The organism is Methylocystis sp., assembly GCF_021731785.1.
Lineage (GTDB): Bacteria > Pseudomonadota > Alphaproteobacteria > Rhizobiales > Beijerinckiaceae > Methylocystis.
Genome location: NZ_JAKFWS010000012.1, coordinates 15,868 through 40,157 on the forward strand (window position 1 = coordinate 15,868; position 24,290 = coordinate 40,157).

Annotated in this window: 18 protein-coding genes; 11 read left to right on the plus strand and 7 right to left on the minus strand. The window is 64.2% G+C overall.

The annotated features are described in order from the left end of the window. The first annotated feature begins 107 nt into the window (after nucleotides 1–107). A complete protein-coding gene (gene topA, locus QZ964_RS02190) occupies nucleotides 108–3,011 on the plus strand; it encodes a type I DNA topoisomerase (RefSeq protein WP_292528393.1) in 2,904 nt (967 codons plus the stop codon). A gap of 271 nt (nucleotides 3,012–3,282) precedes the next feature. Continuing rightward, nucleotides 3,283–5,562, plus strand: a complete 2,280-nt coding sequence (gene rnr, locus QZ964_RS02195; RefSeq protein ID WP_292528394.1) for a ribonuclease R — start codon at nucleotides 3,283–3,285, stop codon at nucleotides 5,560–5,562. 9 nt (nucleotides 5,563–5,571) lie between these two features. Here rnr and QZ964_RS02200 read toward each other — a convergent pair whose 3' ends face one another. Next, nucleotides 5,572–6,561: a hypothetical protein gene (locus QZ964_RS02200; RefSeq protein ID WP_292528396.1), complete on the minus strand. Its 990-nt coding sequence runs from the start codon at nucleotides 6,559–6,561 to the stop codon at nucleotides 5,572–5,574. 346 nt (nucleotides 6,562–6,907) lie between these two features. Here QZ964_RS02200 and rpmG point away from each other — a divergent pair, with 346 nt between their 5' ends. From rpmG to QZ964_RS02225, 5 genes are all read left to right on the plus strand, one after another. Further along, nucleotides 6,908–7,075, plus strand: coding sequence for a 50S ribosomal protein L33 (rpmG, locus tag QZ964_RS02205; protein WP_036286758.1), 168 nt, complete (start codon nucleotides 6,908–6,910; stop codon nucleotides 7,073–7,075). 457 nt (nucleotides 7,076–7,532) lie between these two features. After that, complete coding sequence (locus QZ964_RS02210) at nucleotides 7,533–7,946, plus strand: hypothetical protein (RefSeq protein ID WP_292528402.1); 414 nt, start codon at nucleotides 7,533–7,535, stop codon at nucleotides 7,944–7,946. 7 nt (nucleotides 7,947–7,953) lie between these two features. Further along, nucleotides 7,954–8,700, plus strand: coding sequence for a 3-deoxy-manno-octulosonate cytidylyltransferase (locus tag QZ964_RS02215; protein WP_292528404.1), 747 nt, complete (start codon nucleotides 7,954–7,956; stop codon nucleotides 8,698–8,700). Then, nucleotides 8,697–9,560: a prephenate dehydratase gene (locus QZ964_RS02220; RefSeq protein ID WP_292528406.1), complete on the plus strand. Its 864-nt coding sequence runs from the start codon at nucleotides 8,697–8,699 to the stop codon at nucleotides 9,558–9,560. The genes QZ964_RS02215 and QZ964_RS02220 overlap by 4 nt, the downstream gene beginning before the upstream one ends. 169 nt (nucleotides 9,561–9,729) lie before the next feature. Continuing rightward, complete coding sequence (locus QZ964_RS02225; RefSeq protein ID WP_292528408.1) at nucleotides 9,730–10,164, plus strand: HIT family protein; 435 nt, start codon at nucleotides 9,730–9,732, stop codon at nucleotides 10,162–10,164. A gap of 26 nt (nucleotides 10,165–10,190) precedes the next feature. On the opposite strand, the gene QZ964_RS02230 is transcribed toward QZ964_RS02225, so the two are convergent. After that, complete coding sequence (locus QZ964_RS02230; RefSeq protein ID WP_292528410.1) at nucleotides 10,191–11,717, minus strand: DEAD/DEAH box helicase; 1,527 nt, start codon at nucleotides 11,715–11,717, stop codon at nucleotides 10,191–10,193. 967 nt (nucleotides 11,718–12,684) lie between these two features. On the opposite strand from QZ964_RS02230, the gene clpS reads away from it, so the two are divergent. Beyond that, nucleotides 12,685–13,047 (plus strand): ATP-dependent Clp protease adapter ClpS, encoded by a 363-nt coding sequence (gene clpS, locus QZ964_RS02235; protein WP_292528412.1) that lies wholly within the window; start codon nucleotides 12,685–12,687, stop codon nucleotides 13,045–13,047. Nucleotides 13,048–13,056: 9 nt separating this feature from the next. After that, nucleotides 13,057–15,495, plus strand: coding sequence for an ATP-dependent Clp protease ATP-binding subunit ClpA (clpA, locus tag QZ964_RS02240; protein WP_292528413.1), 2,439 nt, complete (start codon nucleotides 13,057–13,059; stop codon nucleotides 15,493–15,495). Nucleotides 15,496–15,523: 28 nt separating this feature from the next. Here the strand turns inward: clpA and uvrA are convergent, their stop codons facing one another. Further along, nucleotides 15,524–18,553 (minus strand): excinuclease ABC subunit UvrA, encoded by a 3,030-nt coding sequence (gene uvrA / locus QZ964_RS02245; protein ID WP_292528414.1) that lies wholly within the window; start codon nucleotides 18,551–18,553, stop codon nucleotides 15,524–15,526. 143 nt (nucleotides 18,554–18,696) lie between these two features. On the opposite strand from uvrA, the gene dctA reads away from it, so the two are divergent. Together dctA and ssb are read left to right on the plus strand one after the other, a co-directional pair. After that, complete coding sequence (dctA, locus tag QZ964_RS02250; RefSeq protein WP_292528416.1) at nucleotides 18,697–19,992, plus strand: C4-dicarboxylate transporter DctA; 1,296 nt, start codon at nucleotides 18,697–18,699, stop codon at nucleotides 19,990–19,992. Nucleotides 19,993–20,142: 150 nt separating this feature from the next. Continuing rightward, nucleotides 20,143–20,652 carry a single-stranded DNA-binding protein gene (ssb, locus tag QZ964_RS02255; protein WP_292528418.1) on the plus strand — a complete coding sequence of 170 codons (510 nt, stop codon included), beginning with the start codon at nucleotides 20,143–20,145 and terminating at the stop codon, nucleotides 20,650–20,652. 5 nt (nucleotides 20,653–20,657) lie between these two features. Here ssb and lpxB read toward each other — a convergent pair whose 3' ends face one another. Genes lpxB through lpxD form a run of 4 tightly spaced genes read right to left on the minus strand, consistent with a single transcriptional unit; the run spans nucleotide 20,658 to nucleotide 24,208 of the window. Continuing rightward, entirely contained in the window at nucleotides 20,658–21,800 is a 1,143-nt protein-coding gene (gene lpxB / locus QZ964_RS02260; protein ID WP_292528580.1) for a lipid-A-disaccharide synthase, read from the minus strand. 6 nt (nucleotides 21,801–21,806) lie between these two features. Continuing rightward, complete coding sequence (gene lpxA / locus QZ964_RS02265) at nucleotides 21,807–22,598, minus strand: acyl-ACP--UDP-N-acetylglucosamine O-acyltransferase (protein ID WP_292528420.1); 792 nt, start codon at nucleotides 22,596–22,598, stop codon at nucleotides 21,807–21,809. Between the two features lie 22 nt (nucleotides 22,599–22,620). Next, nucleotides 22,621–23,085 carry a 3-hydroxyacyl-ACP dehydratase FabZ gene (fabZ, locus tag QZ964_RS02270; protein ID WP_292528422.1) on the minus strand — a complete coding sequence of 155 codons (465 nt, stop codon included), beginning with the start codon at nucleotides 23,083–23,085 and terminating at the stop codon, nucleotides 22,621–22,623. 55 nt (nucleotides 23,086–23,140) lie between these two features. Continuing rightward, on the minus strand, nucleotides 23,141–24,208 hold the full coding sequence (gene lpxD, locus QZ964_RS02275; RefSeq protein WP_292528424.1) for a UDP-3-O-(3-hydroxymyristoyl)glucosamine N-acyltransferase: 1,068 nt from the start codon (nucleotides 24,206–24,208) through the stop codon (nucleotides 23,141–23,143). Between the last annotated feature and the right edge of the window lie 82 nt (nucleotides 24,209–24,290).

Genomic DNA, 24,290 nt, shown 5'->3' on the forward strand with positions numbered 1-24,290 from the left:
CGCAGCTTCCCTTAAGCTCCCGGGCTGGCCAATTTGACAGGGGGCGCCCATTTTGACCATCTTCCGCCGCTCGCGCCGAGCCGGCGCACCCTTGGAATAATCTCGAAATGAATGTCGTTATCGTCGAATCGGCGGCCAAAGCGCAGACGATCAACAAGTATTTGGGCAGTAATTTCAATGTGTTGGCCTGTTACGGCCATGTTCGCGACCTGCCCGCCAAGGACGGCTCGGTCGATCCTGACCAAGATTTTTCCATGGTCTGGGAGATGGACGCCAAGGGCGCAAAGCGCGTCGCGGCCATCGCCGACGCAGTGAAGGGGGCCGACAAGGTCATCCTCGCCACCGACCCGGACCGCGAGGGCGAGGCCATCTCCTGGCATTTGCTCGACATTTTGAACAAGAAAAAGGTCCTCAAGGACAAGAAGATCGAGCGCGTCGTCTTCAACGCGGTCACCAAGGACGCGATCCGGGAGGCGATGGCGCATCCGCGCCAGATCGACCAGGCGCTGGTCGACGCCTATCTGGCCCGCCGGGCGCTCGACTATCTCGTCGGTTTCACCCTGTCGCCGGTGCTGTGGCGCAAGCTTCCGGGCGCGCGTTCGGCCGGACGCGTGCAGTCGGTGGCGCTGCGCCTCGTCTGCGACCGCGAGCTCGAAATCGAGAAATTCGTCCCGCGCGAATATTGGTCGCTCGTCGCCCATTTGAAGACCAAGGCCGGCGAACCTTTCACGGCGCGACTGGTCGGCGCCGACGGCAGGAAAATCCAGCGCCTCGACATCGGCGCAGGCGCGGAGGCCGAAGACTTCAAAAAGGCGCTCGACGCTGCGGCCTTCACGGTCCGCTCGGTCGAGGCGAAACCGGTCAAGCGCCACCCCTACGCCCCCTTCACCACCTCGACGCTGCAGCAGGAGGCGTCGCGCAAGCTCGGCCTGGCGCCGGCGATCACCATGCGCATCGCCCAACGGCTGTATGAGGGAGTCGATATCGGCGGCGAGACCGCCGGCCTCATTACTTATATGCGAACCGACGGCGTCGACATGGCGCCCGAGGCCATCGCAAGCGTGCGCGGCGTCATCGGGCGGGAATACGGCGACCGCTTCGTTCCCGATGTTCCGCGCAAATATACGACGAAGGCCAAGAATGCGCAGGAAGCGCATGAAGCGATCCGGCCTACTGACGCCTCCCGCTTGCCGAAGCAGGTGGCGAAATATCTCGAGCCCGAGCAGGCAAGGCTCTACGAACTGATCTGGACGCGCACCATCGCGAGCCAGATGGAGTCGGCCGAACTCGAACGCACCACGGTCGAGATCGACGCCAAGGCCGGCGCGCGGGCGCTGGAGCTGCGCGCGACCGGTCAGGTCGTCCGCTTTCCGGGATTCCTCGAGCTTTATCAGGAAGGCCGCGACGATGCGGAGGACGAGGACGGCGGCCGCCTGCCGGCGATGGCGCAGGGCGAACCATGCGCCCGCGAAAAAATCGACGCGACCCAGCACTTTACCGAGCCGCCGCCGCGCTTCACCGAAGCGACGCTGGTCAAGCGCATGGAGGAACTCGGCATCGGTCGCCCCTCGACCTACGCCTCGACGCTCGCCGTGCTGCGCGACCGCGACTATGTCCGGCTCGACAAGAAGCGGCTCGTCCCCGAGGACAAGGGACGTCTTGTCGTCGCCTTTCTCGAAAGCTTCTTCTCGCGCTACGTCGAATTCGACTTCACCGCCGACCTCGAAGAAAAGCTCGACCTCGTCTCGAATAATGAGATCGACTGGAAAGAGGTGCTGCGCGACTTCTGGCGCGACTTCTCCATCGCCGTCGACGGCACCAAGGATTTGCGCGTCAGCGAGGTGCTCGACAGTCTCAATGAGCTTTTAGGGCCGCACGTCTTCCCGCCGAAGGAGGATGGCGGCGACCCGCGGCTCTGCCCCGCCTGCAACAGCGGCCAGCTCTCGCTGAAGATTGGCAAGTTCGGCGCCTTCGTCGGCTGCTCGAACTATCCCGAATGCCGTTATACGCGAACGCTGTCGCCGCCGACGGGCGACGCCGTCGACGCCGCGCGGCCGGGCGTTAAGGTTCTTGGCGTCAACCCGGAGACCGGCGCGGAGGTCACGCTGCGCGACGGGCGCTTTGGCGCCTATGTGCAGGAAGGCGAGCAGGAAGAAGGCGGCGAAAAGCCCAAGCGCGGCTCGCTGCCCAAGTCGATCAAGCCGGACGATCTCACGCTGCAGCAAGCGCTGGCGCTGCTAGCCTTGCCGCGCGAAGTCGCCAAGCATCCAACGAGCGGCGAGCCGATCATCGCCGGCATCGGCCGCTTCGGTCCCTATGTGCAGCACGGCAAGACATACGCCAATATCGGCCGCGACGACGACGTGCTGACGATCGGCGCCAATCGCGCCATCGACCTTATCGTACAGAAGGAGTCGGGCGGCGGCGGTTCGCGCTTCTCGCGCGGTCCGGCGGAGCCAGCGCGCGCGCTGGGCGATCATCCCGAGGGCGGCGCGGTGAGCGTCAAGGCCGGCCGTTTCGGTCCTTACGTGAACTGGGGCAAGGTCAACGCGACGATACCGAAGGGAACCGATCCAGCGTCGTTGACGCTGGAGCAAGCGCTGGAGCTGCTCGCGGCAAAGGCTGCGGGCGGCGGCGCGGCTGGCGGCCGCGTGCTCGGCGACCATCCCGAAGGCGGCAAGATCACGGTGCGAGCCGGCCGCTTCGGCCCATACGTCAATTGGGGCAAGATCAACGCGACGCTGGCCAAGGGCGCTTCTGCCGAAGACGTGACTCTCGAAGAAGCTCTCCGCCTGATCGAAGCCAAGGGCGGCACGCCAAAGAAAGCCGCCAAAAAGGCGCCGGCCAAGAAAACGCCGGTTAAAGCGAAGAAGACAATCGAAGACAGCGACGAGGCCCCCTTCGACGATTCTCGGCCAGTGAGACAGATCGTGAAGGCGACCGCAAAGAAGGCTGCGGCGAAAAAACCGCCCGCAAAAAAGCCTTCGACGAAGAAGCTCGCGGCGAAATAGGAAGTGGTTGGCGCGACGTTTCGATTTCGGCGCCGGCAACCTATATGTGTGACAACGAGTCCGGTCGAACTGCCGCACGCCATTCCCGACGCGCGTTTCGCGCGCGATCGGGAATCCAGAGTCACGACGAAAACCTTGAATGTTCGCTCTGGATTCCCGGTCGCACCTTTGGTTTGCCTGGAATGACGTTTGTGCAAACCACTCGACAGGGCTCCCTATGATGTGGGCGGCATAGCCCCGCATTTTTTCAACCCCCTTTTTGAGCGAGTCCTTGGCGAAGAAGAACGAAAAAATTAAAGGCGCGCCTTCCCGCGAAGACATCCTCGCCTTCATCTCCCGCGAAACCGAGGCGAGCGGCCCGCGCGCGATCGGCCTTCGCGAAATCGCCCGCGCCTTCGGGGTCGCCGGCGATGACCGTATCGCCATCAAGCGCCTGCTCGCTGAGCTCGCGGAAGAGGGCGTTCTGGAAAAGCGTGGCCGGCGCGTGACCCGCAAGGGCGCGCTGCCGCCGGTGGCGCTTGTCGACATTGTCGCGCGCGACCGCGACGGCGAGATGATCGCCGCGCCGGTCGAATGGGACGAAGACGAACTTGGGCCGGCGCCGCGCATTCGCGTCCACGCGCCGCGCCGCGCCCGGCCGGGCGAGCCGTTGGCGGGCCTCGGCGACCGCGCGCTGGTGCGCGCCGAACCTGATCGCGACGCCGGACCGAATGAGCCGCCCTATGTCGGGCGCGTCGTCAAACTTCTGTCGCGCCAGCGCCATCGCGTGCTTGGCGTGCTGCATATCGAGGCGAACGGCGCCGGCCGCATCCAGCCGGTCGACAAGAAGCAGGCGGGGCGCGAACTCGCCGTCGCGGCGGCGGACATTGGCGAAGGCAAGCACGGCGACCTCGTCTCGGTCGATCTCGTCGGCAAGACGCGCTTTGGCGCGCCGCGCGCCCGCGTATGCGAAACGCTGGGGTCGGTGACGGGCGAGAAGGCGGTGAGCCTCATCGCGTTACGTGCGCATGACATCCCCGACGTATTTCGCGCGGAAGCGACGGCGGAGGCCGAGTGCGCGCAGCCCGCATCGCTGCACGCGCGCGAAGACTGGCGCGACCTGCCGCTCATCACCATCGATCCGCCCGACGCCAAGGATCACGACGACGCCGTTCACGCCGCGCCTGACGACGCGCCCGACAATAACGGCGGATTCGTTCTTACGGTCGCCATCGCCGACGTTGCGCATTATGTGACGCCGCGCTCGGCGCTCGACCGCGACGCTTTGGAGCGCGGCAATTCGGTCTATTTCCCCGACCGCGTCGTGCCGATGCTACCCGAGCGCATCTCCAACGACCTTTGCTCGTTACGGCCTAACGAGGATCGGCCGGCGCTTGCTGTCCGCATGCGCGTCACCAGCAAGGGCAGGAAGATCGACCATAGTTTTCATCGCGTGATGATGCGCTCGCACGCCAAGCTCGCCTATGCGCAGGCGCAGGACGCGATCGAGGGCCGCACGGATGACACCACGAGGCCGCTGCTTAACCCGGTGCTCAAGCCGCTTTACGCCGCGCATGAGGCGCTTCGGCACGCGCGCAATTTGCGCGCGCCGCTCGATCTCGATCTACCCGAGCGCAAAATCCTGTTGAAGACAGACGGCTCGTTCGATCGCGTCATCCTTCCGCCGCGGCTCGAAGCGCATCGACTGATCGAAGAATTCATGATCCTCGCCAATGTCGCGGCGGCCGAAACCTTGGAGCAGCATCGCCAGCAGCTGATCTATCGCGCTCATGACGAACCTTCGCGCGAAAAGGTCTCGGCGCTTTCGGAATTTCTAGCGACGATCGGCGTCAAGCTCGCCAAGGGCCAAACGCTGCGCCCCGCGCATTTCAATGTGATCCTGGATCGCGTGAAGGGAATGGAGCACGAGAACATCGTCAACGAAATCATTCTGCGCACCCAGGCGCAGGCCGAATATACCCATGAGAATTACGGCCACTTCGGCCTCAATCTTCGCCGCTACGCGCATTTCACCTCGCCCATTCGCCGTTACGCCGATCTCATCGTGCACCGCGCGCTCATTCGCGCGCTGAAGCTCGGCGAAGGCGCCTTGCCCGAGATGCCGGTTGGCGAACTTGCGGAGATAGCCGCCCGCATCTCGGCCGCCGAGCGGCGCGCGATGGCGGCCGAGCGTGAAACGGTCGATCGGCTCATCGCGCATCATCTCGCCGACCAGATCGGCGCGCGCTTTCAGGCGCGCATTTCCGGCGTCACCAGATCCGGTCTGTTCGTGCGTCTCGCCGAGACAGGCGCCGACGGCTTCGTGCCGGCGGCGACCTTGGGCCGCGAATATTACGCCTATGACGAAGCGGCGCACGCGCTCACCTCGCGCTCCGGCGTCAGCTACCGACTCGCCGATGTCATCGAGGTGCGGCTCATCGAGGCGGCGCCGATCGCCGGCGCTTTGCGTTTCGAAGTCGTGAGCGGCGGCGAACGCCGCGCGCCGCCGCCGCGGGCGGTCGCAAGAACGAAGGATCGACGCCCGCCGATACACGCGAAGAAGAAGCGATAGCGCGGCGTCTCATGCTCCTTTCGCGCAGATGTAGACCTGTCGGCGCCTGCCCCAGCACTCGCCCGTGCGATAGACCTTGCCGAGGCTGCGGCCGCCAAGGCTCGCCGTCCACGTCCGTCCGCGTTCGAGCGTCAGAACCAGGGCGTCGTCTCCGGCGTTGAGCGTGAATTTGGAGCGCCCGGATTGGCGGAGCATGCAGCCGCGTTCGAACAGAATCTGTCCGTCGACCTTGACGAAGCATTTTCCACGGCGGGCGTCGTTCGCGGGCTCGTCCTCGCGCTGGCTTTGGCGCGCCACAGCCTGCGCCGCAGGCGCCTCGTCGTCCGGCTCCGCCAGCGCCGCCATATCAACGGGCGGCGCGTCGTCAAAGGCGGTTTTCGGCCGAGTCTGATCGAGCGGCGAAACTGCGCGATGCGCCGGCGCGGCGGCGGGAAGCTCCGTTCTCGTCGGCGGCGGCAGCGGCTCGGGCAAGGGTTGCGCCGCGGATTCCGCCTCCCGGAGCCGCTCTCGCAGATTGTTAGCATCGGACGTCGGCGGCGTGGGAGGCGCAATTGAATCCGGCGAGGCGCCGACCAAGGGCGCCGAGGACGGCCCGGCGTCGGCGGTTTGCGCGGCCTCGTTCAGGGGCGCAGGCGTCGCTTGCTCGATCCGTGCGGGCGTCGTTGGGGTTTCAACCTGACGCAGCGTCGCGCCATCGGCGCGGTGCGCAGGCGCGCCTCTCAAGGTGAGAATCGCGACCAATCCGCCGCCCCCAATCAGGACGACCGCCACGACGATATAGAACCAGACCGGCGCTCTGAATGGCGCGGCCCCCAAGGCGCGCCAACCGCCAGCGATAGCGCTTGAATAATCTCTTATCCATCCGCTCGCCTGCGCGTTGCGGAACGGCCGCTCCAGGCCTTCCAACTCGTTGAGCAGGCGTCGTTTTTCTTGGCGTATCCGTCTTTCGAAGTTCTCCAACTCGGCGACTTTGCGTCGCTTTTCGAGTGTTACGCTCATACTGCTGACTCCAGGCGCGTTCGCGTGAAGATTAAAGAGGACTTTCTTCACGTCGATACATGCCGGCCCCGCGCTCATCGACGCGCGAGCATCGGCTTCTTACGAGATATTTCTCCCAGCCCGAGTATTGCCGCGGCCCCACGCCGCTCCTCTTCGAGATTAACCAACAGAATTATGGCTGATCTTTGCCATTCCGCTTGACGACGCTCGAATCGCCCCGGATCGGGCTGCCGCCCCGGGCGCCGCCTTGACATCGCTTTCGCCGCACGTATGTTGCCCGCCAATTCGCTCCCGGCGCGCTCAGCGGCCGGGAAGATTTTTTGTCTCGAAACGACTGGAATTAGCGATGGCCAAGTCCGCCATGATCAAGATCAAGCTCCTGTCCACGGCGGATACGGGCTATTTCTACGTGACCAAGAAAAACGCGCGCACCAAGACGGAAAAACTCGTCTTCAAAAAATACGATCCTGTCGCGCGCAAGCACGTGGAATTCAAGGAAACGAAGATCAAGTAAACCGGCGCAGAATAGGCGCGCGCGCCGCCGAGGCTTTCGTCACAATGCTGGTCTAGCCGTTAGGAGCGTCGCCGTAGGCGCGCTTCCGATAATTTTTGGCTGGAGGAGCAACCGCTTTGGGCAAGGCGGCCGACTGACGATGGCTTCAAGGAGGCCACTCCAACCACCGCCAGTCGGCCAACCCCACGGACCCAGGAGATGCGGCGGACCTGAGCACTCCGCAGGGTATTCAAAGTTGTGCCGAATACGCATCAAACGCTTACGCACGCCATGGGTCTTCTTTCAGGCCCTTCGACGCCGCCAGACGCGCAACTCATTTGGCGCAGTCACGTTACTCCGGCTGCACAAAAATGCAACTATCTGATATGAAATTTCACAGACGGAGAGTTGTGAAGCGTCTGCGCATTAGCGTAACGAACAATAACGCGCCGCAATGAGCGCCGCGCCGGAGGAGTAGATGGCATCTGGATTACGCTTTGTTCTCGGCCTTGTGGCTGGCCTCTCAGTCGCCTTGACGCTTTCCGCTTGCGGCGAGCATATGCCCGGCGACGCCACGGGCGCGAAGGTCTTGCGCAATCTTCTCGAAAAGAACGGCGTTGATGCCAAACTCGTCTCCTTCAAGAAGGTGCAGGGCCGCGAGGTCAAGCGCGAAAATATCGACGCATATGAATTGATGTACGAGGCTGAAATTCAGTTTCCCGAGGGCTTCGAAGCGAAGTGCGCCGATGAGCGGGCGCGGGGAAAATGTGCGTTTCTCGGCCTCGACGACGACCGGACCTTCGCCAAGAGCGAAGTGCACACCAGCGAGGGCACGTTGCATTTCGTGAAGAGCGAAAAGGGCTGGATGGCCGAGGATAGCAACGCCTACTGACGCCGCCTTGCAGGCGCTCGCGCCGATCGTCGTCATTCCGGCGCGTCTGGGGTCGACGCGTCTACCCGGCAAGGCGCTCGCCGAAATCGACGGCCGGCCCATCGTCATTCATGTCTGGGAGCGCGCCTGCGCGGCAGCGGTCGGGCCTGTCGTGGTGGCGACCGACGCGCCGGAAATCGCGCGCGTTGTTGAGGCCGCCAGCGGACAGGCGGCGCTCACGCGCGGCTCGCATGCCTGCGGCAGCGACCGCGTCGGCGAGGCGCTGCGGACTCTTGATCCACAAGGCCGCCATCGCGCCGTGGTTAATCTTCAGGGCGACCAGCCCTTCGTTCCCGACGGCGCGCTTGCGGCGGCGCTCGCGCTTCTCGACGACCCTTGCGTCGACATCGGCACGCTGGCCTGCCCGGCGAGACTGGACGAAGCCGACGATCCGAACGCCGTGAAGCTCGTCGCAGCGTCGCTCACGCCCAATCGGCTGCGCGCGCTTTATTTCACCAGAGCGGCCGCGCCGTATGGCGAAGGGCCGCGCTTGAAGCACGTTGGCGTTTACGCCTTTCGCCGCACGGCGCTGGAGCGCTTCGTCTCGCTGCCGCCCTCCCCGCTGGAATTGCGCGAGCGCCTCGAGCAGTTGCGCGCGCTCGAAGCCGGCATGCGCATCGACGCCGCGCTGCTGGACAAAGCCGCCCCATCGGTGGATACGGAACGCGATTTGACCGCGCTGCGCGCCGCTGCGCGCGAACAGGACGCAAAGTGACGCAATATATCGCCTATCAGGGAGAGCCCGGCGCGAATTCCGACCTCGTTTGCCGCAAGGCCTATCCGCATCTGACGCCGCTCCCTTGCGCGAGCTTCGAGGACGCCTTCGCGTCGGTGACCGAGGGACGCGCCGCGCTCGGCATGATCCCGATCGAAAATTCGATCGCCGGACGTGTGGCCGACATACATCATTTCCTGCCGCATTCCGGGCTGCATATCGTCGGCGAGCACTTTCTTCCGATCCATTTCCATCTGATGGCGCCTAAAGGCGCGACGCGGCAGGGCCTCAGAAGCGTCTACAGCCATGTCCATGCGCTCGGCCAATGCCGGCGCGCCATCCGCCAGTTCGGCCTCGAGGCGCATACCGCCGGCGACACCGCCGGCGCCGCGCGCGAAGTCGCTGAGTGGGGAGATCCGACCAAGGCGGCGATCGCGCCACAGCTCGCCGCCGAGATTTACGATCTTGACGTGCTAGCCGAGAATATCGAGGATGAGGCGCACAATACGACGCGCTTCATCGTGCTGTCGAAGACAAAGGATTGGGCGGCGCCGAACGCCGGCCCGACCATCACCACCTTCATCTTTCGCGTGCGCAACGTGCCGGCGGCTCTCTACAAGGCGCTCGGCGGCTTCGCCACGAACGGCGTCAACATGACGAAGCTGGAAAGCTACATGGTCGACGGGGAATTCGCCGCGACGCGCTTTCTCGCCGACTCCGACGGACATCCCGAACAGCCGGCGATGGCGCGCGCGCTCGAAGAATTGCAGTTCTTCTCCAAGGAAGTGGAGATTCTCGGCGTCTATCCTGCGAGCGATTTCCGCATCACCAATATCCGCGCCTTCGCCTATGGGGATTGACAGGCAGTAAAGGCAATTGCTTTCCTTGCCGGCCTTCTTCAGCGGGAATGGCAGCGTCGCCGCCCCGGCGACGATCCGTTCGCGCCATGAGCGGCGTCCTTGAGACGCAAGCCTCCATCGGAACGGCCAAAACGATCGTCAAGGAGCAAGCGCTCGAAGGGAATACCCCATGGCCGTCGCCTATGATCCCAACAACATCTTCGGCAAGATTCTGCGCGGCGAAATCCCCGCGCACAAAGTTTATGAGGACGATGTCACGCTCGCCTTTATGGACATCATGCCGCGGGCCGAAGGCCATGTGCTGGTGATTCCCAAGGAGGGCGCCCGCGGATTGCTCGACGTCTCGCCGGAAACGCTGGGCGAACTGATGAAGCGGGTCCAGCATGTCGCGAAAGCCATCGAAAAGGCTTTCGACGCCGACGGTCTAACCCTGCATCAGTTCAATGAAAGCGCCGGCGGTCAGGTGATCTATCACCTTCATTTCCACCTGCTGCCGCGCTGGGACGGCGTCGCCTTGCGGCCGCCTGGCACGATGGCCGACGACGCGAAGCTCGCGGAACAGGCGGAGAAGATCCGAGCGGCGATGGAGCCTTTCGCGGCGTAAGCCTGCTCAGGCTCGACGGCGAAGACCTATTCCTCGCCGACCTTCGCCGGCTTCAACGCCACCGGACGCAGCAAAAACGAAGGCACGTGATCGCCGAGTCCGACGACGGGCGGCCCTTCGTCCTCGTACCGACGCGGCTGGCGCTCGCGGCGCTCGGCGGCCGGCGCCGCACAGGCTGGAGATCGGAAGCGTTCCGCTTCCGGCTTCGGGCGGCCTCCGCGCGGCCGGCCGATGCTGACGGGCGCTTCGCGCTCGGCGGCCGCTGGTCTGCGGATCGGCGCTTCACGCTCTGAGGCCTCTGGTCTGCGGATCGGCGCTTCGCGCTCGACGGCCGGCCTGCGGCCGCGATCCCGACGCTGCCCGCGATCGGGGCGCTCGCCGCCGCGGCGTTCCTGCGGTCGGATCGTCTCCATCGGCGGCGGCAGAGCGTCGAAGCCCGGCCCCTCCCAGTCGATCGCCTTGCCGATCAGGCTCTGAATCTGGTCGATATATTTCATATCGCCCTCAGTGACGAGCGTCATGGCCACGCCCGACCGGCCGGCGCGGCCGGTGCGGCCGATCCGATGCACATAATCTTCGCTGTGCGTCGGGACGTCGAAGTTGAACACATGACTTACGTCAGGAATATCGAGACCGCGGGCCGCCACATCCGAACACACGATGAGCGACACATCGCCGTTCTTGAACGCGTCGAGCGACGCCATGCGCGCCAGCTGATCCATGTCGCCGTGCAGCGCGCCGGCGGAAAAGCCGTGCTTGACGAGGGACCGGTGGAGGATCGCTACGTCACGTTTGCGGTTGCAGAAAATGATCGCGTTCTTGAAGTTTTCAGCGCTGCGGATGAGATTACGCAACGTCTCGCGCTTGTCGGCATGGCCGCGCGAGGCGATGAGAATCTGCCTGATCGTGATCGCCGTCGTCGCAGCGCGCGACACCTCGCAGCGGATCGGATTGTGCAGGAAAGCTTCGGTCAGCCGCGTGATTTCCGGCGGCATCGTCGCAGAAAAGAAAAGCGTCTGGCGCGTGAACGGCACCAGCTTGCAGACGCGCTCGATGTCGGGAATGAAACCCATGTCGAGCATACGGTCCGCCTCGTCGATGACGAGAATTTCAATTCCGGTGAGCAGCAGTTTGCCGCGATCGAAAAAATCGAGCAGGCGGCCCGGCGTCGCGATCAGCACGTCGGCCCCGCGCATAATCTTGGCTTCCTGATCGCCAAAGGCGACGCCGCCGATCAGCAGCGCAACATTCAGCCGATGATTCTTGCCATATTTGGCGAAGCTTTCCTCAACTTGCGCGGCCAGTTCGCGCGTCGGCTCCAGAATGAGCGTTCGCGGCATCCTCGCGCGGGCGCGCCCGCTTTCCAGACGGCTCAGCATCGGCAGGGTAAATGCGGCGGTCTTGCCGGTTCCTGTTTGGGCGATGCCGAGAATGTCGCGCCCCTGCAAGGCGGGTGGAATGGCCTGCGCCTGAATTGGCGTTGGGGTCGTATAGCCGGATGTTTGGACGGCTTGGAGAACCTTTTGGGAAAGGCCCAGTTCCTCGAATGTCATCAATTTTCCTGAGTACGGCTCACGTATGCGGATAGTCCGCTTGCGCGCCAGCCGCAAAAAGCGCGCGCGAATATTGAGAGAAAGGTCGCCGCCGCTGCGACGGCTATCCGGCCCGCCGACAGTCCGCCGCCAAGAAGCGCGGGCGATAGCCACGGGAATGCTTTAAGGGCAATCGCCGGATTGTCAATGAATATATGTGCGAATCCGCCGACGCCCACTAGATCGCGCTGCATATTTGCGGAATCGCGCAAAGGGGATCACGGTAGTGATCTCAAAGCATAGAGCGCGCTTTAGGCGAAAAAGCGAGTCGTGCTTCGCGCCCGCGCTCTAATGTTCGTCCGGCAATAGCTACCGGTCGGCAGCTTCGCCGCAAGGCGTCAGAGTCGGGCGCCCTTTCGTCCTGTCTGGTATCGATCCTGTCGTCAGATAGTCCACGTCGGCGCCGCTCCGCTCGCTGGGCGCCGGCGCCTCGCTTTGCGGCGCCGATCCGGCGGAACCGCGCAGATCTGCTTCAGCGCCTCGGGAAAAGCGGGCCGGAGCCGGGGCGCCGGGTGGCTCGAAAAGGCTCGAGAGCAATTTTGCGCCAAGCACGCTGCACAAACAAGCGGCGACCGACAGCGCCGCGAGACTCCATGTGCCCGTCGGCAGTCCGGCGCGGTGTCGGCTTGAACGGCTGTGCTCGTCGATTGGACGCACGAATGAGCCTGAGGGTTAGCGGTAGCGACGCTATTCCCGCGAGGGTAAATTTTTGGTTGACGGCCTGTTCGGGCCAGGAATGGGACGGCGGCTCGTCGCGCAGCCCCTTGCAAAGCCGCGGCGAAAGCTCAAAACTATTATGTGCTTGATTTCCCTCCCCATGGAAGTGGCCCGGATTCTGCGAGGCGACACCTAAAAGAACCACTGTGCCGACCTACATGGAAAGGACCGAAAGGGTAAGGACGTGGCGGCGGAGGATTTAGCTCATTTTTTGGCGAAGGTTCGGCGCGCGCCTCGTGCGGCGAGGGAGCCGCGCAAGGGGGGCGACGTTGGTCCCGGCGCTGGCACCGCGCTTGTCACCCGAACGCGCCCCCACACGCGCAAGCCCAATATGTATCGGGTGCTGCTGTTGAACGACGATTACACGACGCAGGAGTTCGTGGTGATGGTGCTGCGCAAATATTTCAATAAATCGCTGGAGGAGGCCACGCGCATCATGCTCCACGTTCACAATCACGGCGTCGGCGAGTGCGGCGTCTACACTTACGAGGTCGCGGAGACCAAAGTCACCCAGGTCATGGATTTTGCAAGGAAGCATCAGCATCCTCTGCAATGCATCATGGAAAAGAAATAGGACGAGCGCATGCCGACCTTCTCGCGCAATCTGAAGCAGACTCTGGACCGCGCGCTCGCCTCAGCTCGTGAGCGTCACCATGAATATGCGACGCTCGAACACCTTCTGCTGAGCCTCGTGGAGGATGTCGACGCGTCGGCCGTGCTGCGGGCATGCTCCGTCGATCTCGACCTGCTGACCAAGAATCTGCGCGACTATATCGATCGCGAGCTCGACAATCTCGTCAACGAAGACGCCGACGAATGCAAGCCGACCGCGGGCTTCCAGCGGGTCGTTCAACGGGCGATCATCAGCGTCCAATCGTCCGGCCGCGAAGACGTGAGCGGCGCCAATGTTCTCGTTGCGCTGTTCGCCGAGCGCGAAAGCCACGCCGTCTATTTCCTGCAGGAGCAGGACATGACGCGCTACGACGCCGTGAATTTCATCAGTCACGGCATCGCCAAGCGCCCGGGCCTTTCGGACGCGAGCCGCGCCCCCCGCGGGGTCGAGGACGACGGCGAGCGCAGCGACGGCCGCGAGGGCCGTGACAGCGAGAGCCGCAAGAAGGAAGGCGCGCTCGAAGCCTATTGCGTCAACCTCAACAAAAAGGCGCGCGACGGCCGCATCGACCCGCTGATCGGCCGCGAGTCGGAAGTGCTGCGCACGATTCAGGTTCTCTGCCGCCGGCAGAAGAACAATCCCCTGCTCGTCGGCGACCCCGGCGTCGGCAAGACCGCGATCGCCGAAGGCCTCGCCCGCAAGATCGTCTCGAACGAGGTGCCGGAGGTTCTCGCCGGGGCGACGGTGTTCGCGCTCGACATGGGCGCGCTGCTCGCCGGGACGCGCTATCGTGGCGATTTCGAAGAGCGTTTAAAGCAGGTCGTGAAGGAAATCGAGAATCACAAGAACGCGATTCTCTTCATCGACGAGATTCATACCGTGATTGGCGCCGGCGCCACCTCCGGCGGGGCGATGGACGCCTCGAATCTTCTGAAGCCGGCATTGGCGCAGGGCGTTTTGCGCTGCATCGGCTCGACCACATACAAGGAATACCGGCAGTATTTTGAAAAGGATCGCGCCCTCGTCCGCCGCTTCCAGAAGATCGACGTGAACGAGCCCTCGATCCCCGACGCTATCGAAATCATCAAGGGGCTGAAGCCCTATTTCGAGGAGTTTCACAAGATCCGCTACACCAGCGACGCGCTGAAGGCGGCGGTGGAGCTCTCGGCCCGCTACATTCATGACCGCAAGCTCCCCGACAAGGCGATCGACGTGATCGACGAAACCGGCGCGGCGCAGATGCTCCTCGCCGAGAACAAGCGCAAAAAGACGATCGGGCTGAAGGAGATCGAAACGACGATCGCGACGATGGCGCGCGTGCCGCCAAAGACGGTCTCCAAGGACGACGCCGAAGTTCTCGCGCATCTCGACGAGACGCTGCGGCGCGTCGTCTATGGTCAGGACAAGGCCATCTCCGCGCTCACATCGGCGATCAAGCTGGCGCGGGCCGGCCTGCGCGATCAGGAGAAGCCGATCGGCTGCTACCTCTTCTCCGGGCCGACCGGCGTTGGCAAGACGGAAGCCGCACGCCAGCTCGCGACCTCGCTCGGCATCGAACTGGTTCGCTTCGACATGTCGGAATATATGGAGCGCCATACGGTGAGCCGGCTGATCGGCGCGCCTCCTGGCTATGTCGGCTTCGATCAGGGCGGCCTGCTGACTGACGCGATCGACCAGCATCCGCATTGCGTGCTGCTGCTCGACGAAATCGAGAAGGCGCATCCCGATCTCTACAACATCCTGCTGCAGGTGATGGATCACGGGAAGCTGACCGACCACAACGGCAAGACCATCGACTTCCGCAACGTCATTCTCATCATGACGACGAACGCCGGCGCGCAGGACCTTGCGCGCACGCCGATCGGCTTCACGCGCACGCGCCGCGATCTTGACGACAGCGAGGCGATCAACCGCCTTTTCGCGCCGGAGTTCCGCAACCGCCTGGACGCCATCGTGCCCTTCGGCCATCTGCCGGTCGATGTCATCAAGCGCGTCGTCGACAAATTCATCATGCAGCTTGAGGCGCAACTCGCCGACCGCAATGTCACGATCGAACTCACCGACGAAACGCGCGACTGGCTGGTCGAACACGGCTATGACGAAGCCATGGGCGCGCGGCCGATGTCGCGGGTCATTCACCAGCACATCAAGACGCCGCTCGCCGATGAGGTGCTGTTCGGACGCCTTAAGAACGGCGGCGCGGTGCGCGTCGTCGTCGTTGGCGACGACAGCGGGACGAAATCGCTCGGCTTCGTCTTCCCGGAAGGACCGGTGCTGCCGCGGCCTGAGCGCGACATTCTCGAAGCCGGCAAGAAACGCGCCGCTGAGGAGGCCGGAGCCGGCGACGACGCTGCGCTTCGCGGTTCCGATGCGGAACGCGACGAACGCCCCGCGCCGTTGAAGGGCTGACGTCTTTAGCGTTGGCCGTGAAACGCTTCTAAAGCGAACGCGCCTTCTTGCGTTTTGCGGGCTCTTCGGCCGCTGGCGGTCTTCTCGCCATCGCTTCGGCGAGATAGCGGCCGGTGTGGCTGCGTTTCTCCTTGACGATCTCCGACGGCGGCCCCGCAGCGACGATTTCGCCGCCGCCATCGCCGCCTTCCGGACCCATATCGATGATCCAGTCGGCGGTCTTGATGACTTCGAGATTGTGCTCGATCACCACGACAGTGTTGCCCTGTTCGACCAGCTCATGCAGAACTTCGAGGAGCTTGGCGACGTCGTGGAAATGCAGGCCTGTGGTGGGTTCGTCGAGAATATAAAGCGTGCGGCCGGTCGAGCGGCGCGAAAGCTCCTTGGAAAGCTTCACACGCTGCGCCTCGCCGCCCGAGAGCGTCGTCGCTTGCTGGCCGACATGAATGTAGTCGAGGCCGACGCGTTTTAGAGTCTCCATCTTGTCGCGGATCGACGGTACCGCCTTGAACAGATTCGCCGCCTCTTCGACCGTCATGTCCAGCACGTCGGCGATGGATTTTTCGCGATATTTCACCTCCAGCGTCTCGCGATCGTAGCGCTTGCCCTTGCAGACGTCGCAAGTGACGTAGACGTCGGGGAGAAAATGCATCTCGATCTTGATGACGCCGTCGCCCTGGCAGGCTTCGCAGCGGCCGCCCTTGACGTTGAAGGAGAAGCGCCCCGGCGCATAGCCGCGCGCTTTCGCCTCGGGCAATCCGGCGAACCATTCGCGAATAGGCGTGAAGGCGCCCGTATAGGTCGCAGGATTGGAGCGCGGCGTGCGTCCGATCGGCGACTGGTCGATGTCGATGATCTTGTCGATCTGCTCCAGCCCTTCGAGACGATCGAAAGGCGCCGGGTGCTCATGCGCCCCGGAGAGCCGTCGGGCCACGGCCTTGTAGAGCGTTTCGATGATGAGCGTCGACTTGCCGCCGCCAGAGACGCCGGTGACGCAGGTGAAAAGGCCGAGCGGCACTTCCGCGGTCACGTTCTTAAGATTGTTGCCCGTCGCGCCAAAGAGCTTGAGCCAGCGGCCGGGCGTCGGCTTGCGCAATTTATGGCGCAGGATCACCTGCATCTCGCCGGTTAGATATTTGCCGGTGAGCGAGGCGGGATTTTCCATGATCTCCTGCGGCGTCCCCTGCGCGACGATTCTGCCGCCGTGAATGCCGGCGCCGGGGCCGACGTCGACGACATAATCAGCCGCGAGGATCGCGTCCTCGTCATGTTCGACGACGATTACGCTGTTGCCGAGATTGCGCAGCCGGCGCAGCGTGTCTAGCAACCGGTCGTTGTCGCGCTGATGCAGGCCGATCGAGGGTTCGTCGAGCACATAGAGCACGCCGGTCAGCCCCGAGCCGATCTGGGAGGCGAGACGGATGCGCTGGCTTTCGCCCCCCGAAAGCGAACCTGAGTTGCGCGACAGCGTCAGATAATCGAGACCGACATCGACGAGGAAGGTCAGCCGGTCGCGAATTTCCTTCAAGATGCGGAAGGCGATCTCGTTGCGCTTCTTGTCGAGCGCGCCCGGCAGCGCGCGAAACCAGTCGAGCGCGGCGCGCACGGAAAGCTCCGAGACTTCGCCGATATGTTTGCCGGCGATCTTCACCGCGAGCGCTTCTGGCTTTAGACGAAAGCCTTCGCACGCAAGACAGGGCGTCGCCGACATATAACGGCCGATCTCCTCGCGCGCCCATTCGCTGTCGGTTTCGAGATAGCGCCGTTCGAGATTGATGACGACGCCTTCGAAGGGCTTCTTCACGTCATAGGCGCGAAAGCCGTCGTCATAGGAGAAGCGCACCTCCTCGTCGCCAGACCCGTAAAGTATGACGTTGCGCGCCTTGTCGGAAAGCGCTTCGAAAGGCGTGTCGAGACGAAATTTATAGTGCTTGGCCAGCGCCTCCAGCGTTTGCTGATAATAGGGCGACGTCGATTTCGCCCAGGGCGCGATCGCGCCTTTGCGCAAGGTCAGCTTCGGATTCGGAACGACGAGATCGGCGTCGACCTTCTGCTCATGGCCGATGCCGCCGCAGACCGGACAGGCGCCGAACGGGTTGTTAAAGGAAAAGAGCCGCGGCTCGATCTCAGGGATGGTGAAGCCCGACACCGGACAGGCGAATTTGGAGGAAAATAAAATGTGATCGGGCGCGTAATGCGTCGAGACGTTCGCGACGGCAGTCGGCTGATCGGCAATCGGCAGTCGGCCGGCATTCCCCGACTGCCCACTGCCGACTGCCGACGGTCGATCAGCGAACTCGACCACCGCGAGGCCGCCCGACAATTCCAGCGCGGTCTCGAAACTATCGGCGAGGCGCGCCGAAATGTCCTTGCGCACGACGATGCGGTCGACGACCACGTCAATGTCGTGCTTCAATTTCTTGTCGAGCGCCGGCGCGTCGACGATCTCGTAATAGGCGCCGTCGATCTTGAGACGCTGGAAGCCCTTCCTCGTGTATTCGGCGATCTCTTTTTTGTATTCGCCTTTGCGGCCGCGCACGACCGGCGCCAGCAGATAAAGCCGCGAGCCTTCCGGAAGCGTCAGCACGCGATCGACCATTTGCGAAACGGTCTGGCTCTCGATCGGCAGGCCGGTCGTCGGCGAGTAGGGCACGCCGACGCGCGCCCAGAGCAGACGCATATAGTCGTGAATTTCCGTCACCGTACCGACGGTCGAGCGCGGATTTTTCGAAGTGGTCTTCTGTTCGATCGAGATCGCCGGCGAAAGCCCGTCGATCTGATCGACGTCGGGCTTCTGCATCATCTCCAAAAACTGGCGGGCATAAGCCGAGAGCGACTCGACATAGCGGCGCTGGCCTTCAGCGTAGATGGTGTCGAAGGCGAGCGACGATTTGCCCGAACCCGACAGGCCCGTAAACACCACAAGCTTGTCGCGCGGGATCGTCAGATCGACGTTCTTGAGATTATGTTCGCGCGCGCCGCGGATGGAGATGGTTGGGGTGTCGGATGAGAACGCCTTCTCCACCACAGCGGCGGATTTTCTGTTGCTGCTCGCCATGTCGTGAGAACTTGCATGATCGGCGCCGGAGCCGGTCGCCCGCCCCTTCCTGCCATGGACCGCTCCGCAAATCCACCGGGCGCGGCCGGTTGCCGGATCGCCCGGCTCGGCCTATCAGCGGAGGCATGACAACGCGGCCCCCTATGCAGGCGAAAAAGCCCTTCTACCGCCACCTCTATGTCCAGGTGCTTGCGGCGATTGCGCTTGGGGCTCTCTTCGGCTGGCTTGCGCCGCACGCAGCCGCGCAGGACTGGGTGAAGGCGCTCGGCGACGGCTTCGTCAAGCTGATCAAAATGGCGATCGCGCCGATCATTTTCTGCACCGTCGTCTCCGGCGTCGCCCATATCGAAGACGCGCGCAAAGTCGGCCGCGTCGGCCTCAAGGCGCTCGTCTATTTCGAGGTCGTCTCGACCTTCGCCCTCGCGCTTGGCTTGCTGATTGGCAATCTTTCGCAGGTCGGCGCTGGTTTCGCCGGCAAGCCCGACCCTTCGGCAATCGCCAAATATACCGCGCTCGCCGAAAAGCGCGGCGGCGTCGATTTTCTGCTCGACATCATTCCTGACAGCGCGCTCGGCGCCTTTGCCAAAGGCGACATTCTGCAGGTTCTGCTGTTCTCGCTGCTGTTTGGCTTCGCGCTGCTGGCGCTCGGCGAGCGCGGCCGCGCGCTGCGCGTCATCATCGACGATCTCGGCCACGCCATGTTCGGCGTCATCGCCATCGTGATGAAGGCGGCGCCGATCGGCGCCTTCGGCGCCATGGCCTATACGGTGGCGAAATACGGCTCGACCGCGCTTTTGTCGCTCGCCGGACTGGTCGGCCTGTTCTATCTCACGGCCGCGCTTTTCATTGTCCTTGTGCTCGGTTTCATCGCGCGCGCGGCCGGCTTCAACATTTTCCGCCTCATCGCCTATCTGCGCGACGAACTGCTCATCGTGCTCGGCACGTCGTCCTCGGAAAGCGCCCTGCCCGCGCTTATGGAAAAGCTGCAGCGGCTCGGCTGTTCGAAATCGGTCGTCGGACTCGTCGTGCCGACCGGCTATTCCTTCAATCTCGACGGCACCAACATCTATATGACGTTGACGACGCTGTTCATCGCCCGCGCCATGGGCGTCGAGCTTGACGCGACGCATCAGGCGACGATCCTCATCGTAGCCATGCTCACCTCCAAGGGCGCGAGCGGCGTTTCCGGCGCCGGCTTCATCACTTTGGCGGCGACATTGACGGCGGTCGATCCGCAGCTGGCGCCGGGCATGTCGCTGGTGCTCGGCGTCGATAAATTCATGAGCGAGTGCCGGGCGCTGACCAATTTCATCGGCAATGGCGTCGCCGCGATCGTCGTCGCCCATTGGGAGGGCGAACTCGACCGCACGCGCCTCTCCGCCGGCCTCGCCCGCCGCTTCGATCCGAGCGATCTGGAGACGGCCGTGGCGACGGATTGACGCCGCTTGCGGCGGACGCGGGCGGGTGCTAGAACAAAAAAAGAACACTGGCGCCGCGAAGGCGCATCATCTGTGGACAAGGCGCGCCGGCGCGCCAGACGGCCGGCCTTTGCACTAGAGTGCCACGCGTTTCATTGAGTGGAGAGCGACATGGCGGGCAGCGTCAACAAAGTGATCCTGATCGGCAATCTCGGCCGCGATCCCGAGGTGCGCACCCTGCCGTCGGGCGATCGCGTCGTCTCATTTTCGGTGGCGACGACCGAGTCCTGGCGCGACAAGAACACCGGCGAACGCAAGGACCGCACCGAGTGGCATAATATATCGATCTTCAACGAGAATCTGGGCAAGATCGCCGAGCAATACTGCCGCAAGGGCTCGAAAATCTATCTCGAAGGCCAGTTGCAGACCCGCGAATACACCGACAAGGACGGCAATCAGCGCAAGGCGACCGACGTCGTGCTGCAGCGTTTTCGCGGCGAGCTGACGTTGCTCGACAGCAAGGGCGGCGGCCGTGGCGAAGGCGATTATGAAGGCGGCGGCTATGGCCAGAACGGCGGCTCGTTCGGCCGCTCCTCGCCGATGGAGCGCGGGCCGGGCGAGCGGCGTCCCGCCCCTGCCGGCAAGCTCTCCGATCAGCTCGACGACGACATCCCGTTCTGATCGCCCTACGCTCGACCGCGCGACGCATATTCAAGGACGATATCCGCCGCCCGGGCGCTCGGCACCCGGCCTGCCTCGAGCAGGCGCGCGCGCACGCGGTTGAAAGCGGCGAGCTGAGCGTCGCGGGCGGCGCTCTCTCCGAGCAGCGGCCTTAGCGCTTCGGCGAGGGCGCGCGGCGTCGCCTGATCCTGCAGGAATTCCGGCGTGACATTCTCGCCGCTAATGAGATTGGGCAGCACGATCGAGTCTACATTGACGAGAAAGCGCAGCAGCGATTCAGCGCGCGAGACCCGATAGGCGACCGCCATCGGAACCGCGGCGAGCGCGAGCTCCAGCGTCGCGACGCCGGACGTGACGAGCGCGGCGCGCGCCTTACGAAAGGCGGCGAATTTTTCCGCCTGGCCAATGAGACGCGGCGTCATCGGCCAGCCCTGCAGTTCGCGGCGCAAAGCCTGCTCCATAGAGGGCGCGACCGGAATAACCACTTCGAAATCAGCGCGTTCGCGCAGGAGAAGTTCAAGCGTCTCGCCGTAAATCGGCGTCATGCGCCGCACTTCGGCGAGGCGCGACCCTGGAAGCACGAGCAGTGATCGCGCACGGCCGCGATCGTGAGGATGCGGCCCCAGTTCATCGAGTCGTTCGACGAGCGGATGGCCGACATAGACGCATCTCGGTCCGCCAAGCCGCGCATGCGCGCGCGGCTCGAATGGCAGCAACGCCAACACGCAATCGACGTAGTGGCGCATCGCGCGCGCGCGACCCGGCCGCCACGCCCAAACGGTCGGGCTGACATAATTGACGATCGGCAATTTGGGCTGGGCGGCGCGGACGCGACGCGCGACGCGATGGGTGAAATCCGGCGCGTCGATAATGACGAGACAATCGGGCGCCTGATCGGCGACCGCGCGCGCCGTCTGTTCGATACGCCGCACAAGGCGCGCCAATCGCGCCAACACCGGAACGAGGCCCATCACAGCGATGTCTTCAAGCGGAAACAGCGAAGCGAGTCCCTCGCGCGCCATCGCCTCGCCGCCGACGCCGGTGAAAGCGATGTCGCGGCGCGCGGCGCGCAGGGCGCGCATCAAAGCGGCGCCGAGCTGATCGCCGGAGGCTTCGCCGGCGACAAGAAAGATGCGCGGCGCCGTCATGATCATTCAGCGCGCGGGGGGGGCGCACAGCGGGCGCGTCGACGGGGCGCGCAGGAATTCGACGATCGCCGCAACGTCTGCGTCGCCGTCGCATTCCTGCGACAAAATTTCGATGCGTTCGCTCAGCACCCGCGCATCCGTTCGCGCAAACAGCAGGCGATAGGCGCGGCGCAGCCGTTCAATGCGCGACGCGGCGAAGCCGCGCCGCTTCAGGCCGACAAGATTGAGCCCGAAAAGATGGGCGCTATCGCCCGAAGCGAGCGCGAAGGGAATCACGTCGCCTTCGACTCCCGAAAGCCCGCCGACAAAGGCCTGCGCGCCGATTCGCACATTCTGATGCACCGCCGCCGCGCCGCCGATCATCGCGCAATTCCCGATCTCGACATGGCCGCCGAGCAGAACCTGATTGGACAATATCACGTCGTCGCCGAGCCGGCAGTCATGGGCGACATGCGAAGCGGCGAGACATATGCAGCGCGCGCCGATGCATGTCCCCTCCCCCGCGCCGGCGTTGATCGTCACGCCCTCTCGAATGACGCAATCGTCGCCGATCGTCAGCCCGCCCTCCGCCAGCGCAGCCTTGATGTCCTGCGAGGGCAGTCCGATGGCGGCGAAGGGGTAGATCTTGGCGCGCGCGCCGATACGCGTGCGTCCGCTGACGACGACATGGGAATGGAGCCTCGCGCCGTCGCCGATCTCGACGAAGGCGCCGATATGGCAGAAGGGTCCGATGACGACGCCGGCGCCGAGACGCGCGCCGTCTTCAACGACGCTGGACGGATGAACCGACGCGGTCATTGTCGCATCCGGCGCGGCGATCCTACGCGCCCATCATGACGCTGATCTGCGCCTCGCAGACCAGCGCGCCGTCGACCATCGCCCTCCCCGCATACCACCAGATGTTGCGCTTCTGCGCTGTCTTCGTCATGTGGAATTCGACGCGGTCGCCGGGCGTCACGGGCTTGCGAAACTTCGCATTGTCGATCGTGACGAAATAGACGAGACGCGACCGGTCCACGCCCTTCGTCGCGCGGATGGCGATCACGCCGGCGGTCTGCGCCATCGCCTCGATGAGTAGAACGCCGGGCATGATCGGCCGCTCGGGAAAGTGCCCCTGAAACTGCGGTTCATTGACGGTGACGTTCTTCACGCCGACGCAGGATTCATCGCCGCGGATGTCGAAGATGCGATCGACGAGCAGGAACGGATAGCGATGCGGCAACTGACTCATGATCTGCAAAATGTCGGCGCTTTCGAGAGTCGCGCCGGCCGCGGCCTCGACCATGGTTTCCTCCTTTCGAAGCAGGGCTAGCGCCATGCTCGTTTTTGCTCGGCGTGTCTTACGTCGGCTTGTCCTTGCGCGCGAGTCGGTCGAGCAGCGCCGCGCCGCGCAGGAACCGCCGCAACGGGCGCGCCGGCGCGCCGCCGACCCTTTGTCCGGCCGGCACGTCGCGCATCACCCCGGATTTGGCTGCGACTGCAGCGCCTTCGCCGATCGTAAGGTGGCCAGCGACGGCCGACTGCCCGCCAAGCGCGACGAAATCGCCAATCTCGCAGGAGCCGGCGATTCCTGACTGGGCGACGATGGCGCAAAACCGGCCGATCACCACGTTGTGGCCAATCTGCACGAGATTGTCGATCTTTGTCCCTTCGCCGATGATCGTATCGCGCGAGGCGCCGCGATCAATCGTCGCATTGGCGCCGATCTCGACATCGTCCTGCACGATCACGCGACCGATTTGCGGAGTCTTCAGATAGCCCTGCCGCGTCGGGACGAAGCCGAAACCGTCCTGTCCCAGCCGCGCCCCCGGATGAATCACGACACGGTCGCCGATCAGCGCATGAGTGAGGCTCGCATGCGCGCCGATTGAACAGTCGCGCCCGACGCGCACATTGGGGCCGATGACCGCCTGCGGGCCGATGATCGTTCCGGCGCCGATCTCGGCGCCAGGCCCGATCACCGCGCCGGGATCGACGATGACGCCGGGCTCCAGCCGAGCCCGCGGATCGACCACGGCGCCGGGAGAAACGCCGCTCGATTGGAAGAGCGATGCGGGCCGGAGCGCCTCGGGAAAAAGATGCGCCGTCGCCAGCGTCATGGCGTGCTGAGGATCGTCGACGACGAGCGCGGCGACGGACGCTGGAAGCCGGGCGAGGTCGCGCTCGCGCAGGAAGCACGCGGTCGCGCGGCACGCGGAGAGCGCCTTGCGATAGCGCGGATTGTCGTAGAAGCACAGATCGCCCGGCCGGCTCCAGTCGAGCGGCGCCACGCCAATGATGAGGGCGGACGCAAGGTCGCCGGAAACGGACTCCCGACCAGAACCGTCGCGGATTTCGGCGCGGGCGATTCTCGCGATTTCGCTCAAGGGCGCCGGACGCGCTAGAGGAAAGAAGGCCGGCGCGCTCACAGTGCGATGTCCCCAGCCGAAGCGCTCGCCAGGGACTCAGCCGTTCGCCGGGCGCGGTTCGCCCGGCGACCTTCGCCGATCA